This is a genomic window from Streptomyces mutabilis (assembly GCF_046628145.1).
Lineage (GTDB): Bacteria > Actinomycetota > Actinomycetes > Streptomycetales > Streptomycetaceae > Streptomyces > Streptomyces mutabilis.
The window spans coordinates 2,622,633-2,642,208 of sequence record NZ_CP176874.1 but is presented as its reverse complement, the minus strand read 5'-3'; the positions used below and the strand labels follow the sequence as shown (position 1 = coordinate 2,642,208).

Sequence of the window (19,576 nt, the reverse complement as noted above, 5' to 3'; positions counted from 1 at the left end):
TGACGCCATGCGTGCCGTACGCCTTCTGCTTAGCGAGCCGCGCTGATCAGTCCCGACCCCGGTCCACTCCGGCGGTCGGAATCGGCGCGGCGTCCCCTCCTGTGCGAGGGGATTTTTCATTTCCCGGCAATCGCAGCCGCTGGTCATGAATGTCGCAGCCGCTGGCAGAGACGATCGATGGAGCTTTGAGGATCATGAGCGAGACGAACCCCGCGGCGACCGCCCCCGTGACGGCGGACGCCGCGCCGCACCGCTACACGGCGGCCATGGCCGCCGAGATCGAGGCACGCTGGCAGGACTTCTGGGACGCCGAGGGGACGTACGCCGCGCCGAACCCCAAGGGCGACCTGGCGGGCGACCCGGAGGTGGTCGCCAGGCCCAAGAAGTTCATCATGGACATGTTCCCGTACCCCTCGGGTGCGGGTCTGCACGTCGGCCACCCCCTGGGGTACATCGCCACCGACGTCTTCGCCCGCTTCCAGCGGATGACCGGCCACAACGTCCTGCACACCCTGGGCTTCGACGCCTTCGGCCTGCCCGCCGAGCAGTACGCCGTGCAGACCGGCACGCACCCGCGCGTGTCCACCGAGGCCAACATCAAGAACATGCAGAGCCAGCTGCGCCGGCTGGGTCTGGGCCACGACAAGCGCCGGTCGTTCGCCACGATCGACCCGGAGTACTACAAGTGGACCCAGTGGATCTTCCTGCAGATCTTCAACTCCTGGTACGACGACGAGGCGAAGAAGGCCCGCCCGATCTCCGAGCTGGTCGCCCAGTTCGAGTCCGGTGAGCGCGCCGTTCCCGGCGGCCGCGCCTGGGGCGAGCTGACCGAGGGCGAGCGCGCCGACGTCCTGGGCGAGTACCGCCTGGCCTACGCCTCCGACGCGCCCGTCAACTGGTGCCCCGGCCTGGGCACCGTGCTGGCCAACGAGGAGGTCACCGCCGACGGCCGCTCCGAGCGCGGCAACTTCCCCGTCTTCAAGTCCAAGCTGCGCCAGTGGAACATGCGCATCACCGCCTACGCCGACCGGCTGCTGGAGGACCTGGACGAGCTGGACTGGCCCGAGGCCATCAAGCTGCAGCAGCGCAACTGGATCGGCCGCTCCGAGGGCGCCCGCGTCGACTTCCCGATCGACGGCGAGAACATCACGGTCTTCACCACCCGCCCCGACACCCTGTTCGGCGCCACCTACATGGTGCTGGCGCCCGAGCACCCGCTGGTCGAGAAGTTCACCCCGGGCGCCTGGCCCGAGGGCACGCACGACGTGTGGACCGGCGGTCACGCGACCCCGGCCGAGGCCGTCGCCGCGTACCGCGCGCAGGCCGCCTCCAAGTCCGACGTCGAGCGGCAGGCCGAGGCCAAGGACAAGACCGGCGTCTTCATCGGCGCGTACGCCACCAACCCGGTCAACGGCGAGCAGGTCCCGGTCTTCATCGCCGACTACGTGCTGATGGGCTACGGCACCGGCGCGATCATGGCCGTCCCGGCCGGCGACCAGCGCGACTTCGAGTTCGCCCGCGCCTTCGAGCTGCCGATCCGCTGCATCGTCGAGCCGACCGACGGCCGCGGCACCGACACCTCGACGTGGGAGGACGCCTTCGCCTCCTACGACGCGAAGATCATGAACTCGTCGAACGACGAGGTCAGCCTGGACGGCCTGCCCGTCGTCGAGGCCAAGGCCCGCATCACCGAGTGGCTGGAGCGGTCCGGCGCCGGCCGGGGCACCGTCAACTTCCGCCTGCGCGACTGGCTGTTCAGCCGCCAGCGCTACTGGGGCGAGCCCTTCCCGATCGTCTACGACGAGGACGGCATCGCCCACGCCCTGCCCGAGTCGATGCTGCCCCTGGAGCTGCCCGAGGTCGAGGACTACTCGCCGCGGACCTTCGACCCCGACGACGCCGACACGCAGCCCGAGACGCCGCTGTCGCGCAACGAGGACTGGGTCAACGTCACCCTGGACTTGGGCGACGGCCCGAAGAAGTACCGGCGCGAGACCAACACCATGCCCAACTGGGCCGGCTCCTGCTGGTACGAGCTGCGCTACCTGGACCCGCACAACGGCGAGCAGCTGGTCGACCCGGAGATCGAGCAGTACTGGATGGGCCCGCGCGAGGGCCTGCCGCACGGCGGCGTCGACCTGTACGTCGGCGGCGCCGAGCACGCCGTGCTGCACCTGCTGTACGCCCGCTTCTGGTCCAAGGTCCTGTTCGACCTGGGGCACGTCTCCTCCGCCGAACCGTTCCACAAGCTGTTCAACCAGGGCATGATCCAGGCCTACGTCTACCGCGACGCCCGCGGCATCGCCGTACCGGCCGCCGAGGTCGAGGAGCGCGACGGCGCCTACTGGTACCAGGGCGAGAAGGTCTCCCGGCTGCTGGGCAAGATGGGCAAGTCCCTGAAGAACGCGGTCACCCCGGACGAGATCTGCGCCGAGTACGGTGCCGACACCCTGCGCCTGTACGAGATGGCCATGGGCCCGCTGGACGTCTCCCGGCCGTGGGACACCCGCGCGGTGGTCGGCCAGTTCCGGCTGCTGCAGCGGCTGTGGCGGAACATCGTCGACGAGAACACCGGCGAGGTGACGGTCACGGACGTGGCGGAGTCCGACGTCGACGAGGACACCCTGCGCGCCCTGCACAAGGCCATCGACGGCGTGCGGCAGGACCTGGAGGGCATGCGGTTCAACACCGCCATCGCCAAGGTCACAGAGCTGAACAACCACCTGACGAAGGTGGGCGGCCCCGTCCCGCGGACGGTCGCCGAGCGCCTGGTGCTGCTGGTCGCGCCGCTGGCCCCGCACGTCGCCGAGGAGCTGTGGCGCAAGCTGGGCCACACCGACTCGGTCGTCCACCAGGACTTCCCGGTGGCCGACCCGGCGTACGTGGTCGACGAGACCGTCACCTGCGTCGTCCAGATCAAGGGCAAGGTCAAGGCGCGTCTGGAGGTCGCCCCGTCCATCTCCGACGAGGACCTGGAGAAGGCGGCGCTGGCCGACGAGAAGGTCGTGGCCGCGCTGGGCGGGGCGGGCATCCGCAAGGTGATCGTGCGGGCGCCGAAGCTGGTGAACATCGTTCCGGCCTGATGCCGGGGTAGTCCGGGGTGGTCCGGGATGGTCCCCTACGGGCTCGTCGGGGCCGGTTCAGGGACGAGTGCGGGCAGGTTCGGGGTTCCGTCGGAACCTCGGGCCTGCCCGCTGCGTTTACCGTGGAAGAGCGGCGTGGAGAGCGCCGTGGTCCGCCGGTGCGCGGGCCGGACGCTCGGAGGAGGAGCTTCGTGGAAGCAGTGATCACGGTATTCGCCCTGCTCTTCCTGCTCGCCGTCGTGCTGGGGGTCTACGCCACGGTCAAGGCCGTCGGCGCGGCCAAGCGCAGCGTGGACCGCGGCATCACCCAGGCCCGCCGGACCGTCGAGGACCACACCCTGCGGGCCAAGTCCCTCGTCCAGGTGGGTCCGGCGGCCGAGCTGGCCCAGCTGCGGCTGACCCTGCGCACGTCGATGCGGGCCACGCAGGACGCGCTGCACGCGCGCGTGGCCGAGGACGAGTCCCTCAAGGAGTCGCTCGCCCTGTTCGAGCGGCTCAGCGCGCACGGTTTCGAGCTGGACGGCGAGCTCAGGCGGCTGGAGTCCGAGCCCGACCGCGCCACGCTCGCCCAGCGCCTGCCCGAGCTGCGGGAACGCACCGAGCGCATCACCCGCTCCGCCGAGTCCCTGCGCTGGGCGGCCCGCGACCGGGCCCGCCGCTTCGCCGACGACGACCTGGACTCGCTGAGCGCACAGATCGACGTCGAGGCAGGCGCCCTGCGGCACTGGACCGAGACGGAGCCCGCCGCCGCACCGCCGTCCTGGCCGGAGGCGCCGGCCGCCGACGCCCCGCCCGCCTCGCAGAGTTGGCCGAAGGACCCGCGGCCCGAGCCGGCCAAGGAGCCGACGCGGTCCGCCATCGACCCACCCGCTCCGAGCCCCGTGTACCCGTGGCAGAAGAAGGCCCGCCCGGAGAACACGACCTGATCACAGCCCGGTGGGCGCCGGTCGTCGGGGCCGGGCTGCCGGATGGGCGCTACGGCAGGTAACCTCCAGCTCATGTCCCGCCATGTCGCGATCGTCACGGATTCAACGGCCTACCTCCCGGCCCGGGCGATGGAGCGGCACGGCATCACCGCGGTACCCCTGACCGTCGTCCTCGGCGACCGGGCACTGGAAGAGGGCACCGAGATCTCGACCCGCTCGCTGGCCCAGGCCCTGCAGAAACGGCGGCCCGTCACCACCTCCCGGCCCGCCCCCGAGCTCTTCGCCGAGACCTACCGCCGGATCGCCGAGTCCGGCGCCGACGGCATCGTTTCCCTCCACCTCTCCGCGGAACTCTCGGGCACGCACGACGCGGCCGTCGTCGCCGCGCGTGAGGCACCGGTCCCGGTGCGGGTCGTGGACACCGGCATGATCGCGATGGCCCTCGGGTTCTGCGCGCTCGCCGCGGCGGAGGCCGCGGAGACGGGCGGCACGGTGGACGAGGCCGTTACGGCCGCCGAGAAGCGGGCCGCGGGCACCTCCGCGTACTTCTACGTCGACACCCTCGACTACCTGCGCCGGGGCGGCCGGATCGGGGCCGCCCAGGCGCTGTTCGGATCCGCGCTCGCGGTGAAGCCGCTGCTGCGGCTGGACGGTGGCCGCATCGAGCCCCTGGAGAAGGTGCGCACGGCGTCCAGGGCCATCGCGCGGCTGGAGGAGATCGTCGCCGACCGCGCGGGCAGCGCACCCGTCGACATCGCCGTCCACCACCTCGCCGCCCCCGACCGGGCGTCGGCCCTGGCGGAGCGTCTGCGGGACCGGGTGCCGGGACTGGCAGACCTGCACGTGAGCGAGGTCGGTGCGGTGATCGGGGCGCATACGGGGCCGGGGTTGCTGGGGGTCGTGGTCTCGTCGCGGTGAGGCGGCGCCGGCTGCCCCGGTGAGGTCCGTCATGTCACTCGGGTGAGGGACGCAGTTGTCCACAACCCGCGAGTAGTCCCCGGAGAACGAGCAAGATCATCGCGGGTGGGGTGAGGTGTCCGATCCTCCTCGCATGACTCTTCGATCACGCTCACGTACAGCGAACGCGACCAGCGGCCCCGGCCGCGAACCGGCCTCCGACGGCCGGCTTCGCCACCGCCGCGCATCCCGTACCGGCTCCCGCTCCCGCACCCGCTGCAGCTCCGGCCCGCCCGGCCGGGCACGGCACGGACGCCGTCGCGTGCCCGCGGACGACCTCCGTCTCCGCGCGGAGGCCATCTTCGGCGAACGTCCCGGCCCGCGGGGCGAGTCGGGGAAGGGTCCGCCCGCCGAGGAGCGGCAGGCGGGCGAACGCGGGCGGGCAGAGGCCGGACCGGTCGCCGTCGACGCCGCGCACGTCGCCGATGCCGCGGGTGGCGGAGTCGGTGCCGTGGGCGGTGTGGGGCCATCGGACGGTCTGGGCGCCGTGGGGGCCGTGGGCGTCGACGCGGCCACCTGGCGGGAACGCGCCGGGCATGCGCTGCGGGAGCGGATGCCGGTGTGGCTGCAGGCGCGGTGCGGGATGGAACGGCGCAGCGCCGCCGCGCTCACGGTGCTGCTCGTCGTCGCGGCGGTCTTCGCCGTGCAGCACTTCTGGACCGGCCGCACCCAGCCCGTGCCGGCGCCCGAGGTGGTACGGGAGGCGGCGGCGTACGGTGCCGACGGGGGCGACGAGGCGGCCGACGACGACGCGGCTGCCGAGGGTCCGGCCGAGGGCACGGCGACGGCGACGGCCGGGGCCGAGATCGTGGTCGACGTCGGCGGCAAGGTGCGCGAGCCCGGGGTCCACCGCCTGCCGGCCGGTTCGCGGGTCGCGGACGCCCTGCGCGCCGCCGGAGGTGTGCGGCCAGGCACCAGGACCGACGGGCTGAACCGCGCTCGCTTCCTCGTGGACGGTGAGCAGGTGATCGTCGGCGCCCCCGCACAGGCCGCGGGGGCCGTCCCCGGCGGTACCGCCCCGGGCGGCCCGGGTGGTGCGGCCGCGGGAGCGGCACCCGCGGCGCCGGTCTCCCTCAACACGGCGACCGCCGACCAGCTCGACACCCTCCCGGGCGTCGGCCCGGTGCTGGCCCAGCACATCATCGACTACCGCGCCCGGCACGGAGGCTTCCGCTCGGTCGACGAACTGCGCGAGGTCAACGGCATCGGCGAACGCCGCTTCGCCGACCTGCGGAACCTCGTGCGGCCATGAGCACCGGGACGGACGCGCAGACGGGTGCCGACAGCGGTACGGACGCCGGGCGGAGGGCCACGCAGCGGTCCTCGTCCGACGGGACGGCGCCTGTGCGCGCGGCCGTGCACGCCGCGTCCGGGCACCGGCTCGGGGCGGCCCACCCCCGGCAGGAAGGGCCCGCGGATCTGCGGTTGGTGGCGCCCGCCCTCGCCGCCTGGGCCACGGCGGCGCTGATGCTGGACGCGCCCGCCGGGTGGGCCGTGGGCACCGTGACGGTCGGTCTGGTCGTGGCAGGCGCACTGCTGCTGAGGGCGGGGAGACCGAGTCCCGCGCGCGGACGGCCGCGCGCGTCGGTCGCCGCCGTTCTCCTCTGCGTCGCCGCGTCCGCGGCCTCGGCCGGACTGCACGGCGCCGACCTGCGCCGCGGGCCCGTACCGGAGCTGGCCCGGCGGTACGCCACCGTCACCGCGGAGGTCGAGGTCACCGCCGACCCCCGCCTCACCCGGCCCCGAGTCCGGGGCAACCGCGCCGTGCCGCCCACCGTGTTGATCGAGGGCGACGTACGACGGGTGACCGAGGCCGGCGGAAGGGAGGTGCTGACACGGACGCCGGTGCTGATGCTCGTCGACGTGGGCGGGGACGAAGAGTCGGACCGAGGGGGCGCGAGGGAACAGGGACCGGCCCCACCGCGCGCCCCGGGCGACGTGCCGAACGCCCGTGCCGGTCACGGCAGCGCGCACTGGCTGGAACTGCTGCCCACCACACGGCTCCGGGTCACCGCCCGCGCGGCGCCCCCGAGGACGCGCGGGGACCGCGTCGCGGCCGTGCTGCGGGTACGGGGCGACGGGAAGGCACCGGAGGCGGTGGCCGGGCCGTCGGGCGCGCAGCGGCTCGCGGGACGGCTGCGGGCCGGTCTGCGGGAGGCCACCGACGGCCTGTCGGCGGACGCGCGGGCCCTGCTGCCGGGGCTGGTCGTCGGGGACACCTCGCGCATCACACCCGAACTGGAGGAGGCGTTCAAGGAGACCGACCTCGCGCACACGCTGGCCGTGTCCGGAGCCAACTTCACGATCGTGCTCGCCCTGCTGCTCGGACCGCCCGGACTGGCCCAGCGCAGCGAACGCCGGGGGCTGGCACCGCGCCTCGGCATCTCCCTGCGGACGACCGCGCTGCTCGGCGGGGTGCTCGCGCTGGCCTTCGTCGTCGTGTGCCGTCCCGACCCGAGCGTGCTGCGGGCCGCAGCGTGCGGTGCCGTCGCCCTGCTCGCCCTGGCCACCGGGCGCCGCAGATCCCTGCTCCCGGCGCTGGCGACGGCCGTGCTGCTGCTGGTGCTGTACGACCCGTGGCTGGCCCGCAGTTACGGCTTCCTGCTCTCCGTGCTGGCCACCGGGGCGCTGCTCACGCTCGCCCCGCGGTGGAGCGCGGCGTTGCGCCGGCGGGGGGTTCCGCCGCGGCTCGCCGAGGCGCTGGCCGCCGCCGGTGCGGCGCAGGCCCTGTGCGCGCCGGTCGTCGCCGTGCTGTCGGCGCGGGTGAGCCTGGTCGCGGTGCCGTGCAACCTGCTCGCCGAGTTCGCGGTGGCGCCGGCCACGGTGCTGGGTTTCGCCGCGCTGGCGACGGCACCGGCTGCCATGCCGGTGGCCGAGGGACTGGCCTGGTGCGGAGGCTGGCCGGCCGAGTGGATCGCGGCGATCGCCCGCACCGGCGCCGCGCTGCCCGGTGCGGGAGTGGACTGGCCGGGCAGTTGGGCCGGGGCGGCGCTGCTCGCGCTGGTCACGCTGGGGGTGGTGTTCCTGGGCCGGCGCCTGTCGGCGCATCCCTGGTGGTGCGGTGTCGTCGCGGTGGTGCTGGTGCTGGCGGTGGTGCAGCCGCCGCCCTTGGCCCGGGTGATCAAGGGGTGGCCGCCGCAGGGCTGGCGGATGGTGATGTGCGACGTGGGACAGGGCGACGCGCTGGTGCTGGCGGCGGGCGGGGGCACGGGCGTGGTCGTGGACGCCGGGCCCGACCCGGCGCTGGTCGACCACTGTCTGCGCTCGCTCGGCGTCACGCGGATTCCGCTCGTGGTGCTGACCCACTTCCACGCCGACCACGTGGCGGGGCTTCCCGGGGTGCTGCGGGGGCGCTCGGTGGGGGCGATCGAGACCACTGCCCTCGAAGAGCCCGAGGACCAGGCCGAGTTCGTCCGCAGGCAGGCGGCGGCCCGGCGGATTCCCCTGCGGCACGCCGCCGCCGGGGAACGGCGGCGGACCGGACCGCTGTCCTGGCAGGTGGTGTGGCCACCGCCGCCACCAGGACCGACACCGTCGGCACCGTCGCGCGCGGTGCCGGGCTCGCCGTCGGGTCCGCGACCGGCCCCACCGGAGGGCGCGGAAGGGCCCAACGACGCCAGCGTCACCCTGCTGGTGCGGACGGCCGGGCTGCGTCTGCTGCTGCTCGGGGACCTGGAACCCCCGGCGCAGCAACGGCTGGCGAGTTCACCGGCGGCCGCGGCGCTGGAAGGGGTCGACGTCCTGAAGGTGGCTCACCACGGCTCCGCCCACCAGGATCCCGGCCTCATGCGGAAGGTGGCCCCGCGGGTGGCGCTCATCAGCTGCGGTGAGGACAACACGTACGGGCACCCGGCGCCCGCCACCGTCCAGGCGCTGCGGTCCGGCGGCGCGTTGGTGCTGCGTACGGACCGGGACGGGCCGCTGGCGGTCACCGGCACGGGCGAGGCGCTGCGGGTGGCGGGAGACTGAGGGCCATGGACACACCACAGGTCGACGCCTACCTCCGCCGGCTGGGAGCCGAGTACCCGGCGTGGCCCACCCTCGACGCCTTGCGCGAACTGCACCTGCGTCACTTGCGGACGGTGCCGTTCGAGAACCTCTCCGTCCATCTGGGCGAGGAGATCGTGTTGCAGGAGGAGCGGCTGCTGGACAAGGTCGTGGGGGCGCGGCGAGGCGGTTTCTGCTACGAACTCAACGGTCTCTTCGGTGCGTTGCTGACCGCGCTCGGGTACGAGGTCACGCTGCTCGCGGCGCGGGTGTACGGGGAGGGGGGAGCGCTCGGGATTCCGTACGACCATCTGGCGCTGCTCGTGCGGACGGTGGACGGGGGCGACTGGCTGGCGGACGTCGGGTTCGGGGCGCACAGCCACGGTCCGCTGGAGTTCGGGGAGCGGGGTGAGCAGGAGGACCCCGGGGGGACGTTCCGGATCGTCGAGGCGGGACCGGACGAGGCCGGGGTGCGCGGCGGGCACGACACGGCCCGGGCGGCCGACCTGGACGTGCTGCGCGACGGCCAGGCCGTGTACCGGGTGGAGCTGCGCCCGAGGGTGCTCGGCGACTTCGTGTCCGGCGCGTGGTGGCACAGCACCTCGCCGCGGTCGCACTTCCTGCGGTCGCCGGTGTGCTCGCGGCTCACGGAAGACGGAGGAAGGATCACGCTCAGCGGGCGCAGGCTCACGACGACCACCCCCGACGGCGGACGGGAGGAACGCGAACTGGCGACGGACGAGGAGGTGCTGGCGGCGTACCGGGACCGCTTCCGCGTCCACCTCGACGAGGTGCCGGCAGCACCCGGCGGATGACGGGACAGGGCCCTCGACGAGGAGACCGGCCCCGCCGATGAGAAGACCGGGCCCGGCGATGAGGCCGGGCCCGCCGATGAGGAGACGGGGCCGGCCGGTGACGTAGCCGGGTGCCGCCCGTGAGGAATCGGGCCGGGATCGGTGAAATCGGCCGACTTCCGGGCCACTCGTGCGTACTCCCTGCACATGTGCTGGTTTCCCGTGATGTGGGTCAGTCTTGCCTCGAAAGCCCCATCAGTGATCGAATGTTTCTTCGTCAACGAATTTTGTCAATGTCTCGCAGAGGGTGTCGCAGATGATCGGCCGCTTGCTGGGAAGCCGAACGAAGCGGATGCAACGGACGGGGCCCCTCGCTGCGGTACCGACTCCGCCGAACGCGGGAGTACTCAGCTGCCGGGTCCTCGACCCCGTCAACGAGCCGGTGCCGAACGCCGAGTTCGCGGTCAGCGACACCATGGGGCGCAAGGTGGTCGGGGGCGGGACGGACCCCTTCGGGTCGTTCGTGGCGACGGTGCCCGCGGGGGAGTACCGGCTCGCCGTGTCCGCCGAGGGTTACACGCCCTACCGGGCGTCCGCGACGGTCACCGAGGACGCGCTGGTGTCGCTCGGCGACGTGACCCTGCAGGTGGCCCAGCCCCCGCAGCTGCCGGCGCCGGGGGACTGGGAGATCGAGCCGACGCACTCCTCGATCGCGTTCACCGCGCGACACATCGGGCTCGCCCGCATCCACGGCCGCTTCAACGCGTTCGCCGGCGCGGTGCGCATCGGCGAGGACATGGAGCAGTCGGCGATGCACGTGGTGATCGACGCGGCGTCCATCGACACCAACGTGAAGATGCGCGACGACCACCTGCGGTCCGCTGACTTCCTGGACGTGCAGCGGTTCCCGACGCTGGAGTTCTACAGCGACAGGTTCACGCACCGGGGCGGCAACCGGTGGGCGGTGACGGGGGCGCTGTCCCTGCACGGGGTGACCCGCACGGTCACGCTGGACGCCGAGTACCTCGGCCTCGGCAACGGCATGGAGGGCGAGACGCGGGCGGCCTGCCGTGCCACCACCGAGCTGCACCGCGACGACTTCACGGTCAGCTGGCAGACGATGCTGGCGCGCGGCATCGCCGTCGTCGGCCCCAGCATCCGGATCGAGCTCGACGTGCAGATCGTGCCCAAGGGCTGATCTCCCGGACCTCGCGCTCCGGCTCCCGCCCGGTGTCCGACAATGGCACCCGTGAGTGACGTGAGACATGTGCTGGTGCTGCCCGACCGCGACGCCGCCGAGGAGGTGGCCCAGGCGCTGGGGGAGCGGTTCGGCCTCGACGAGGAGCCCCTGCTGGTCCGGGACGCCCTGGCCGGCGAGGACGACGCCGAGGACGCCCAGTGGCTCGTCGTACTGCGTGACGAGGAGGAGCGCCTGGACCCCGGGGAGCTCGACGAGTTCGCGGGGGAGTGGGAGGGCTGGCGCGAGGAGCCGTAGGGCCTGACCGGTGGCTCCCGTCCGCGCCGGGACGCCCGCCGGGGGTCGTTGTCAGCGGTGCGTGCGATGCTTGTCGCGATGGCCAGGAAGACTGCGAATGACGACCCTCTCGCCCCGGTGACCCTTGCCGTGGGCCAGGAGGACCTCCTGCTCGACCGTGCCGTGCAGGAGGTGGTGGCCGCCGCGAAGGCCGCCGACGCCGACACGGACGTACGCGATCTGACCTCCGACCAGTTGCAGCCCGGCACCCTCGCCGAGCTCACCAGCCCCTCGCTCTTCGCCGAGCGCAAGGTCGTGGTCGTACGCAACGCGCAGGACCTGTCCGCCGACACGGTCAAGGACGTCAAGTCCTACCTGGGCGCCCCCGCCGAGGAGATCACCCTCGTCCTGCTGCACGCGGGCGGTGCCAAGGGCAAGGGCCTGCTGGACGCCGCGCGCAAAGCGGGCGCGCGCGAGGTGGCGTGCGCCAAGATGACGAAGCCCGCGGACCGGCTCGCCTTCGTGCGGGCGGAGTTCCGCGCCGCCGGACGGTCGGCCACCCCCGAGGCCTGCCAGGCCCTGGTCGACGCGATCGGCAGCGACCTGCGCGAGCTGGCCTCGGCGGTGTCGCAGCTGACGGCCGACATCGAGGGGACGATCGACGAGGCCGTCGTCGGGCGGTACTACACCGGACGGGCCGAGGCGTCCAGCTTCACCGTCGCCGACCGGGCGGTCGAGGGACGGGCGGCGGAGGCCCTGGAGGCGCTGCGCTGGTCGCTGGCGACGGGAGTGGCACCGGTGCTGATCACCAGCGCGCTCGCCCAGGGCGTGCGGGCCATCGGAAAGCTCTCCTCCGCCCGCGGCGGACGCCCCGCCGACCTCGCCCGCGAGCTGGGCATGCCGCCGTGGAAGATCGACCGCGTCCGGCAGCAGATGCGCGGCTGGACCCCGGACGGCGTGTCCGTGGCCCTGCGCGCGGTGGCCGAGGCCGACGCGGGGGTGAAGGGCGCCGGGGACGACCCCGAGTACGCCCTGGAGAAGTGCGTGGTGACCATCGCGCGGGCGGCGCGTTCCCGGGGACGCGCGTAACCCGGGTCGGACGGCCGCTCACACCGAAGGCCCCGGCGTCCGTCCTGGGGAAGGACGGTCACCGGGGCCTTCGGACAAAGCTCGCGGATCCATGCCCGCGTGGCGAACGCAGGCCGCGCATGGATCCTGGGTGCCGGACGGGGGCGGATGAGAGAGGGCCCGCCCTGGGTCCTTCCGGCGATCAGATCAGATAAGAGGTTCAGCCCTTGAGGGCGCCGACCTTCTGCGCCAGGGCCGACTTCTTGTTGGCGGCCTGGTTCTTGTGGATGACGCCCTTGGAGACGGCCTTGTCGAGCTGGCGCGCAGCAACGCGCTGGTACTCGGTGGCCTTCTCGACGTCGCCCGCGGCAGCGGCCTCACGAGCCTTGCGGATCGCGGTCTTCAGAGAGGACTTGACGGCCTTGTTGCGCAGCCGGGCCTTCTCGTTGGTCTTGTTCCGCTTGATCTGGGACTTGATGTTCGCCACGAATGAGCCTTTGCAGGTTCAGGCACGAGGCCGCGAGGGTCCCGTGCCGGTGATTTCTTGAAGGAGTGCCTCGCGCTGAGAGGGCATGAGACACAGCCCCCCACACTACCAGCGGCCGCTCAGCCCGCCCAAACCCGGCCGGAGCCGACCACGCACCGGGCCCGCAACCCGGCCCCGAACCCTCCCGGAGCAGGCCCCGAACCCTCCCGGAGCCGACCGCAAACCCTGCCCCAACCCTGCCGGATCCGCCCCCCAACCCTGCCGGACCCGCCCCCTCACCAGCCCGCCACCCGCCCCCTCACCAGCCCGCCACCCGCCCCCCACCGGCCTCCAGCCGCCCCCGATCCCGCCCGCAACCCCTCCCAAACCCATCCCAGCCCCGCACCCGTGGGACGATGGAAGCTACGTATAGATCCGACCCGAGACCGCAGACACTGCGGACGCCTCAAGAATCAGGACCCTGCGTGCCCGCGATCCCTAGCCATGTGCCCGAGCCGAGCCGTACCGACCCGGCTCTGATCCGCAATTTCTGCATCATCGCGCACATCGACCACGGCAAGTCCACGCTCGCCGACCGGATGCTCCAGCTGACCGGTGTGGTCGAGCAGCGGCAGATGCGCGCCCAGTACCTCGACCGCATGGACATCGAGCGCGAGCGCGGCATCACGATCAAGTCCCAGGCGGTGCGACTTCCGTGGGCCCCGTCCCACGACGAGGGCAACACGCACATCCTCAACATGATCGACACCCCGGGGCACGTCGACTTCACCTACGAGGTCTCGCGGTCGCTCGCCGCCTGCGAGGGCACCATCCTCCTCGTCGACGCAGCCCAGGGCATCGAGGCCCAGACCCTCGCCAACCTCTACCTGGCGATGGAGAACGACCTCACGATCATCCCCGTGCTGAACAAGATCGACCTGCCGGCCGCGCAGCCCGAGAAGTTCTCCGAGGAGCTCGCCAACCTGGTCGGCTGCGACCCCGAAGACGTGCTCAAGGTCTCCGCCAAGACCGGCCTCGGCGTCGACGCCCTGCTGGACAAGGTCGTCGCCGAGGTCCCCGCCCCGGTCGGCGTCAAGGACGCCCCCGCCCGCGCGATGATCTTCGACTCGGTCTACGACTCCTACCGCGGTGTCGTGACGTACGTCCGTGTCATCGACGGTCAGCTCAACAAGCGCGAGCGCATCCGGATGATGTCCACCGGCGCCACGCACGAGCTGCTGGAGATCGGCACCAACTCGCCGGAGATGCTCTCCGCCGACGGTCTGGGCGTCGGCGAGGTGGGTTACCTGATCACCGGCGTGAAGGACGTCCGCCAGTCCAAGGTCGGTGACACGGTCACCAGCCAGCACAAGGGCGCCGAGGAGGCGCTCGGCGGCTACAAGGACCCCAGGCCGATGGTCTTCTCCGGCCTGTATCCGCTGGACGGCTCCGACTACCCGCTGCTGCGCGAGGCCCTGGACAAGCTCCAGCTCAACGACGCCGCCCTGGTCTACGAGCCCGAGACCTCCGCCGCCCTCGGCTTCGGCTTCCGCGTCGGCTTCCTCGGTCTGCTCCACCTCGACGTGATCCGCGAGCGGCTGGAGCGCGAGTTCGGCCTCGACCTGATCGCCACCGCGCCCAACGTGATCTACCGCGTGGTCATGGAGGACGGCACCGAGGTCGAGGTCACCAACCCGAGCGAGTTCCCCGAGGGCAAGATCAACGAGGTCTACGAGCCGGTCGTGCGCGCCACGATCCTGGCTCCGACCGAGTTCATCGGCGCGATCATGGAGCTGTGCCAGACCCGGCGCGGCACCCTCCTCGGCATGGACTACCTCTCCGAGGACCGGGTGGAGATCCGCTACACCCTCCCGCTCGCGGAGATCGTCTTCGACTTCTTCGACCAGCTGAAGTCCAAGACCCGCGGCTACGCCTCCCTGGACTACGAGCCCACCGGCGAGCAGACCTCCAGCCTGGTCAAGGTCGACATCCTGCTGCACGGCGACAAGGTGGACGCCTTCTCGGCGATCACCCACAAGGACCAGGCGTACGCGTACGGCGTCCGGCTCGTCGCCAAGCTCAAGGAGCTGATCCCGCGCCAGGCCTTCGAGGTGCCCGTCCAGGCCGCCATCGGCTCCCGGGTGATCGCCCGCGAGACCATCCGCGCCATCCGCAAGGACGTCCTCGCCAAGTGCTACGGCGGTGACATCTCCCGTAAGCGGAAGCTGCTGGAGAAGCAGAAGGAAGGCAAGAAGCGGATGAAGATGGTGGGTTCCGTGGAGGTTCCGCAGGAGGCCTTCATCGCGGTGCTGTCGAGCGACGACAACGCGGGGTCGGGCAAGGGCAAGAAGTAGCCGCCGCACCGCACCCGCCGCACGCCGAGTCCGGGCAAATCGGTCACGAAGGGGCCCGTCGTACGAAAGTGCGGCGGGTCTCTTCGCATGTCACGCGCGCGCATCTGTAGGAAGTGACAGGGTGCGGACTCTTACGCCGAGGCCACTCGCCCTCTACTCTGATGCCTGCCCCGTAGTTACTCGTGAGTTAAACAAGTGATCGGGCAACTGTCCGAGCCCCTGCCCGACCACCGCCCGAGAGTGAATCCAGCCGCACCTGAGCAAGCCGCACCGTCGCGGGCCCACGGAGGATGTCGTGAGCGACACACAGACACTGATCGAGAACCGTCCGCCCTCCGTGGCGGGGCTCTTCCTGGAGCGGGTGGCGGCCACGCCGGACGCCGAGGCGTACCGCTACCCGGTGCCGTCCGCCTCGGGTGAGGGACCGGACGACTGGAAGTCGCTGACCTGGGCGCAGGCCGCCGAGCGGGTCTACGCGATCGCGGCCGGTCTGATCGAGCTGGGCGTGCAGCCCGAGCAGCGCGTGGCCCTCGCCTCCTCCACCCGCCTGGAGTGGATCCTGGCCGACCTCGGCATCATGTGCGCCGGCGCCGCGACGACCACCGTCTACCCGCAGACCAACGCCGACGAGTCGGCGTACATCCTCTCCGACTCCGAGAGCCGGGTGCTGATCGCGGAGGACGCCGCGCAGCTCGCCAAGGCCAGGGAGAAGCGGGCCGAGCTGCCCGACCTCACCCACGTCGTGGTGATCGACGCGACCGGTGCCGACACCTCCGAGGACTGGGTCCTCACCCTCGACGAGCTGGAGCGCCGGGGCGCCGCCCGCCTGGAGCAGGACCCCGAGCTGGTCAAGAAGCGGGTCGGCGCGCTCACCAAGGACCAGCTCGCCACCCTCATCTACACCTCCGGCACCACCGGCCGGCCCAAGGGCGTCCGCCTCCCGCACGACAACTGGTCGTACATGGCGAAGGCGATCGCGGCGACCGGCCTGGTCACCAAGGACGACGTGCAGTACCTGTGGCTGCCGCTCGCGCACGTCTTCGGCAAGGTGCTCACCTCCGGCCAGATCGAGGCCGGTCACGTCACCGCCGTCGACGGCCGCGTCGACAAGATCATCGAGAACCTGCCGGTGGTCCAGCCGACCTACATGGCGGCCGTGCCCCGCATCTTCGAGAAGGTCTACAACGGCGTCGCCGCCAAGGCCCGCGCGGGCGGCGGGGCCAAGTACAAGATCTTCCAGTGGGCGGCCGACGTGGCCCGCGAGTACGCCAAGGTCACCCAGGACAACTTCAAGCGCACCGGCACCGCGAGCGCCCCCGCCGGCCTGCGCACCAAGCACGCCGTCGCCGACAAGCTCGTCTACGCCAAGATCCGCGAGGCCTTCGGCGGCAACCTGCGCGCCTGCGTCTCCGGGTCGGCCGCCCTCGCCCCCGACATCGGCTACTTCTTCGCCGGCGCCGGCATCCACATCCTGGAGGGCTACGGCCTCACCGAGTCCTCCGCCGCCTCCTTCGTCAACCCCGGCGAGGCCTACCGCACCGGCACGGTCGGCAAGCCGCTGCCCGGCACCGAGGTGCGCATCGCCGACGACGGCGAGATCCTGCTGCGCGGCCCCGGCATCATGGAGGGCTACCACAAGCTGCCCGAGAAGACCGCCGAGGTGCTGGAGTCCGACGGCTGGTTCCACACCGGCGACATCGGCGAGCTCTCGCCCGACGGCTACCTGCGCATCACCGACCGCAAGAAGGACCTCATCAAGACCTCGGGCGGCAAGTACATCGCGCCCGCCGAGGTCGAGGGCCAGTTCAAGGCGGTCTGTCCGTACGTCTCCAACATCCTGGTCCACGGCGCCGACCGGAACTTCTGCACCGCGCTGATCGCCCTCGACGAGATCGCCATCACGCAGTGGGCGAAGGAGAACGGGCTGGCGGGCAAGCCGTACGCGGAGATCGTCGCGGCCCCCGCGACCGTCGAGATGGTCGACGGCTACGTCAAGCAGCTCAACGAGGGCCTCCAGCGCTGGCAGACCATCAAGAAGTTCCGCCTGCTGCCCCGTGACCTGGACGTCGAGCACGGCGAGATCACGCCGAGCCTGAAGCTGAAGCGGCCGGTCGTCGAGCGGGAGTACAAGCACCTGATCGAGGAGATGTACGAGGGGTCGCGGGAGGCGTAGCCCGGGCGCGAACGTCGTGATCCGTACGGCGAATGCCCGAAACCGTCCGGCTTCCGGCCGTCTTCGAGCATTCGCCTACCACGGATCTCACCCATGGCGGCCCACTTCGGTAACTCCGCGCTTATGGGCGGGGCCGGTCTGTCACTCTGTCGGCATTGACTGCGAAGCATGCGCACGCACTGCCCGGGGAGCCGTCCATGGGGGCCATTCCGACGCAACGGGAGATCGTCTCCCGCGCCACCGGTGCGCCCGCGCACCTTGCCGGCGCGTCCGTCCAGGAGTGCGCGCGGGCGCGCGTGACCCTGCTCGGCAGCTCCCTGGCGCCGGGTGCGGCCCGTGCGATGGTGCGGGCCGCGCTGGCCGACTGGTCCGCGCTCGGCCTGCCCGGCACGGACCAGCTGACCGAGCACCTCGCCGCCGACGCCCTGGTGGCCGTCAGCGAACTGGTCACCAACGCCGTCGTGCACGCCGGCACCGACGTCGAGGTGGTCTGCCGGCTGGAGCAGACGGGCACCCTCGTCGTCGAGGTCACGGACCACCACCCCTCCCGGGCGCCGAGGAGCGGCGACCAGGAGACGCCGCAGGAGACTCCCGAGTACGGCAGGGGCCTGCGGCTCGTCGCCGCGCTCGCGGAGGCCTGGGGCATCACGTACCGCCCGGGCACCAAGACGGTCTGGGCACGGCTGCGCGCCGCGGGTGCCGAGGCGGCGGAGACGACGGAAGCCGCGGAGGAGGCGGACGCGGTGCGGATCGCCGCGCGGACCGAGGCGGACACGGTGTGGACCGCCGCGCGGACCGAGGCGTACGCGGAGGAACGCGACCCGCGGTTCACCGGGTCCCCGTACGGACCACCGCCCGAGCACGAGAGCGGGCCCGGCCGGCGCGGCATCCGTGACCGCGAGTGGCTGGGCCGCGGTGCCCTGTCCTTCCTCGCCGAGGCCTCCGACCTGCTGGCCGGGCAGCTCGACGAGGACCTGGTCGCCTCCCTCACCGGTCAGCTGATCGTGCCGCGGCTCGCCGACTGGTGCGCGGTGTGGCTGGAGGACGAGTCCCTGGGCCGGGGAGCCTGGAGCGACGCCCCGGGGGCGGTCGTCGGGGCACGGCTGGGCGGCGTCTGGCACGGCAGCGAGAGCCACATCGAGGAACTGCGCCGCGCCCTGGAGAAGGACCCTCCCCGCCCGCGCGACCCGTGGCGCTCCGGGCCCGTCGCCCACCCCTGGCCCGGCGAGGCGCTGGGCCCGGACGGTGTCCACGGCGCCGCGCTCGCCTACCGCCTGGTCGCCGGGGGCCGGCCGCTCGGCACCCTGGTGATCGGACGGACCGGTACCGCCGGCTTCCCCGACGAGATCACCGGCCTGGTGGAGGACCTCAGCCGCCGCGTGGCGCTCGCCATCGGCGCCGCCCGTCAGTACGCCCGCCAGGCCACCATCAGCGCCGTCCTCCAGCGCGGCCTGCTGCCCGGCGCCGTCGCCGAGATCCCCGGCGTGCGCAGCGCCCTCGTCTACGAACCGTGCGACAAGGGCGGCCCCAGCGGCGACTTCTACGACCTCTTCCCGGCCGGCGACGGCCGCTGGTGCTTCGCCGTCGGAGACGTCCAGGGCAAGGGTCCCGAGGCCGCCGTCGTCATCGGGCTCGCCCGGCCCTGGCTGCGCTTGCTGGCCCGCGAGGAGTACGGCGTCCCCGACGTCCTGGACCGCCTCAACCAGCTCCTCCTCGACGACGCCACCGAGGCCGCCGACGCCGCCGCCCGCGCCCTGGTCGCCGCAGGCGGCCCACCGGTTGCCCCGGGCGACGGACCGCAGACCCGCTTCCTGTCCCTGCTCTACGGCGAGCTGGTCCCGCACGACGGCGGCGTCCGCTGCACCCTCGCCTCCGCCGGGCATCCGCTGCCCCTCCTCCTCGGCCCGGACGGCGCCGTCCGCACGGTCGCCGAACCGCAGACCCTGCTCGGCGTCGTCGAGGACGCGACGTACACGAGCGAGACCTTCGAGCTGTGCTCCGGCGACACCCTCCTCTGCGTCACGGACGGGGTCACCGAGCGGCGCAGCGGCTCCCGCCAGTTCGACGACGGGGACGGGCTGGCCACGGCCCTCGCCGGGTGCGCGGGCCTGGACGCCGGGCTGGTCGCCGAGCGGATCAGGCGGCTGGTGCACGAGTTCGGGGCGCGGCCCCCGGAGGACGACCTGGCGCTGCTGGTCCTCCAGGCCGAGTAGGCCGGGTAGCCCGAGCAGCCCGAGCAGCCCGAGCAGCCCGAGCAAGCCGAGCAAGCCGGGCGGGGCAACCGAGCAACAGCC

Annotated in this window: 13 protein-coding genes; 12 read left to right on the top strand and 1 reads right to left on the bottom strand. The window is 72.6% G+C overall.

Features of this window, described 5'->3' with window-relative positions:
* The first annotated feature begins 194 nt into the window (after positions 1-194).
* From leuS to holA, 9 genes are all read left to right on the top strand, one after another.
* Positions 195-3,083: a leucine--tRNA ligase gene (gene leuS / locus ACLIN4_RS11755; protein ID WP_411575752.1), complete on the top strand. Its 2,889-nt coding sequence runs from the start codon at positions 195-197 to the stop codon at positions 3,081-3,083.
* Positions 3,084-3,274: 191 nt separating this feature from the next.
* Entirely contained in the window at positions 3,275-4,009 is a 735-nt protein-coding gene (locus ACLIN4_RS11750) for a hypothetical protein (protein WP_107479349.1), read from the top strand.
* 72 nt (positions 4,010-4,081) lie between these two features.
* A complete protein-coding gene (locus tag ACLIN4_RS11745) occupies positions 4,082-4,927 on the top strand; it encodes a DegV family protein (protein WP_100049150.1) in 846 nt (281 codons plus the stop codon).
* Between the two features lie 133 nt (positions 4,928-5,060).
* Entirely contained in the window at positions 5,061-6,218 is a 1,158-nt protein-coding gene (locus tag ACLIN4_RS11740) for a helix-hairpin-helix domain-containing protein (RefSeq protein WP_411575751.1), read from the top strand.
* Positions 6,215-8,935 (top strand): ComEC/Rec2 family competence protein, encoded by a 2,721-nt coding sequence (locus ACLIN4_RS11735; protein WP_411575750.1) that lies wholly within the window; start codon positions 6,215-6,217, stop codon positions 8,933-8,935. Before ACLIN4_RS11740 ends, ACLIN4_RS11735 begins: the two co-directional genes overlap by 4 nt.
* A gap of 5 nt (positions 8,936-8,940) precedes the next feature.
* Entirely contained in the window at positions 8,941-9,768 is an 828-nt protein-coding gene (locus ACLIN4_RS11730) for an arylamine N-acetyltransferase family protein (RefSeq protein WP_411575749.1), read from the top strand.
* A gap of 295 nt (positions 9,769-10,063) precedes the next feature.
* On the top strand, positions 10,064-10,945 hold the full coding sequence (locus ACLIN4_RS11725) for a YceI family protein (protein WP_107480390.1): 882 nt from the start codon (positions 10,064-10,066) through the stop codon (positions 10,943-10,945).
* A gap of 51 nt (positions 10,946-10,996) precedes the next feature.
* The gene (locus ACLIN4_RS11720; protein ID WP_107480392.1) at positions 10,997-11,242 is read left to right on the top strand and encodes a hypothetical protein; all 246 of its coding nucleotides are present in this window, start codon (positions 10,997-10,999) and stop codon (positions 11,240-11,242) included.
* A gap of 78 nt (positions 11,243-11,320) precedes the next feature.
* Entirely contained in the window at positions 11,321-12,310 is a 990-nt protein-coding gene (gene holA, locus ACLIN4_RS11715; protein WP_179342802.1) for a DNA polymerase III subunit delta, read from the top strand.
* Positions 12,311-12,509: 199 nt separating this feature from the next.
* On the opposite strand, the gene rpsT is transcribed toward holA, so the two are convergent.
* Positions 12,510-12,776 (bottom strand): 30S ribosomal protein S20, encoded by a 267-nt coding sequence (gene rpsT / locus ACLIN4_RS11710; protein WP_019326438.1) that lies wholly within the window; start codon positions 12,774-12,776, stop codon positions 12,510-12,512.
* A gap of 464 nt (positions 12,777-13,240) precedes the next feature.
* On the opposite strand from rpsT, the gene lepA reads away from it, so the two are divergent.
* The 3 genes from lepA (at position 13,241) to ACLIN4_RS11695 (ending at position 19,495) form a co-directional block, all read left to right on the top strand.
* The gene (gene lepA / locus ACLIN4_RS11705) at positions 13,241-15,109 is read left to right on the top strand and encodes a translation elongation factor 4 (RefSeq protein ID WP_100046483.1); all 1,869 of its coding nucleotides are present in this window, start codon (positions 13,241-13,243) and stop codon (positions 15,107-15,109) included.
* 295 nt (positions 15,110-15,404) lie between these two features.
* On the top strand, positions 15,405-17,282 hold the full coding sequence (locus ACLIN4_RS11700; RefSeq protein WP_100046484.1) for an AMP-dependent synthetase/ligase: 1,878 nt from the start codon (positions 15,405-15,407) through the stop codon (positions 17,280-17,282).
* A 197-nt stretch (positions 17,283-17,479) separates the two neighbouring features.
* Positions 17,480-19,495, top strand: a complete 2,016-nt coding sequence (locus ACLIN4_RS11695) for a SpoIIE family protein phosphatase (RefSeq protein WP_411575748.1) — start codon at positions 17,480-17,482, stop codon at positions 19,493-19,495.
* Positions 19,496-19,576 lie beyond the last annotated feature (81 nt).

What these genes read in the sequence shown, in the direction of transcription:
- leuS (WP_411575752.1), top strand. Translation starts at nt 195, where the DNA reads ATGAGCGAGACGAACCCCGCGGCGACCGCCCCCGTGACGGCGGACGCC.
- ACLIN4_RS11745 (WP_100049150.1), top strand. Translation starts at nt 4,082, where the DNA reads ATGTCCCGCCATGTCGCGATCGTCACGGATTCAACGGCCTACCTCCCG.
- ACLIN4_RS11740 (WP_411575751.1), top strand. Translation starts at nt 5,061, where the DNA reads ATGACTCTTCGATCACGCTCACGTACAGCGAACGCGACCAGCGGCCCC.
- ACLIN4_RS11735 (WP_411575750.1), top strand. Translation starts at nt 6,215, where the DNA reads ATGAGCACCGGGACGGACGCGCAGACGGGTGCCGACAGCGGTACGGAC.
- ACLIN4_RS11730 (WP_411575749.1), top strand. Translation starts at nt 8,941, where the DNA reads ATGGACACACCACAGGTCGACGCCTACCTCCGCCGGCTGGGAGCCGAG.
- ACLIN4_RS11725 (WP_107480390.1), top strand. Translation starts at nt 10,064, where the DNA reads ATGATCGGCCGCTTGCTGGGAAGCCGAACGAAGCGGATGCAACGGACG.
- holA (WP_179342802.1), top strand. Translation starts at nt 11,321, where the DNA reads ATGGCCAGGAAGACTGCGAATGACGACCCTCTCGCCCCGGTGACCCTT.
- ACLIN4_RS11695 (WP_411575748.1), top strand. Translation starts at nt 17,480, where the DNA reads ATGGGGGCCATTCCGACGCAACGGGAGATCGTCTCCCGCGCCACCGGT.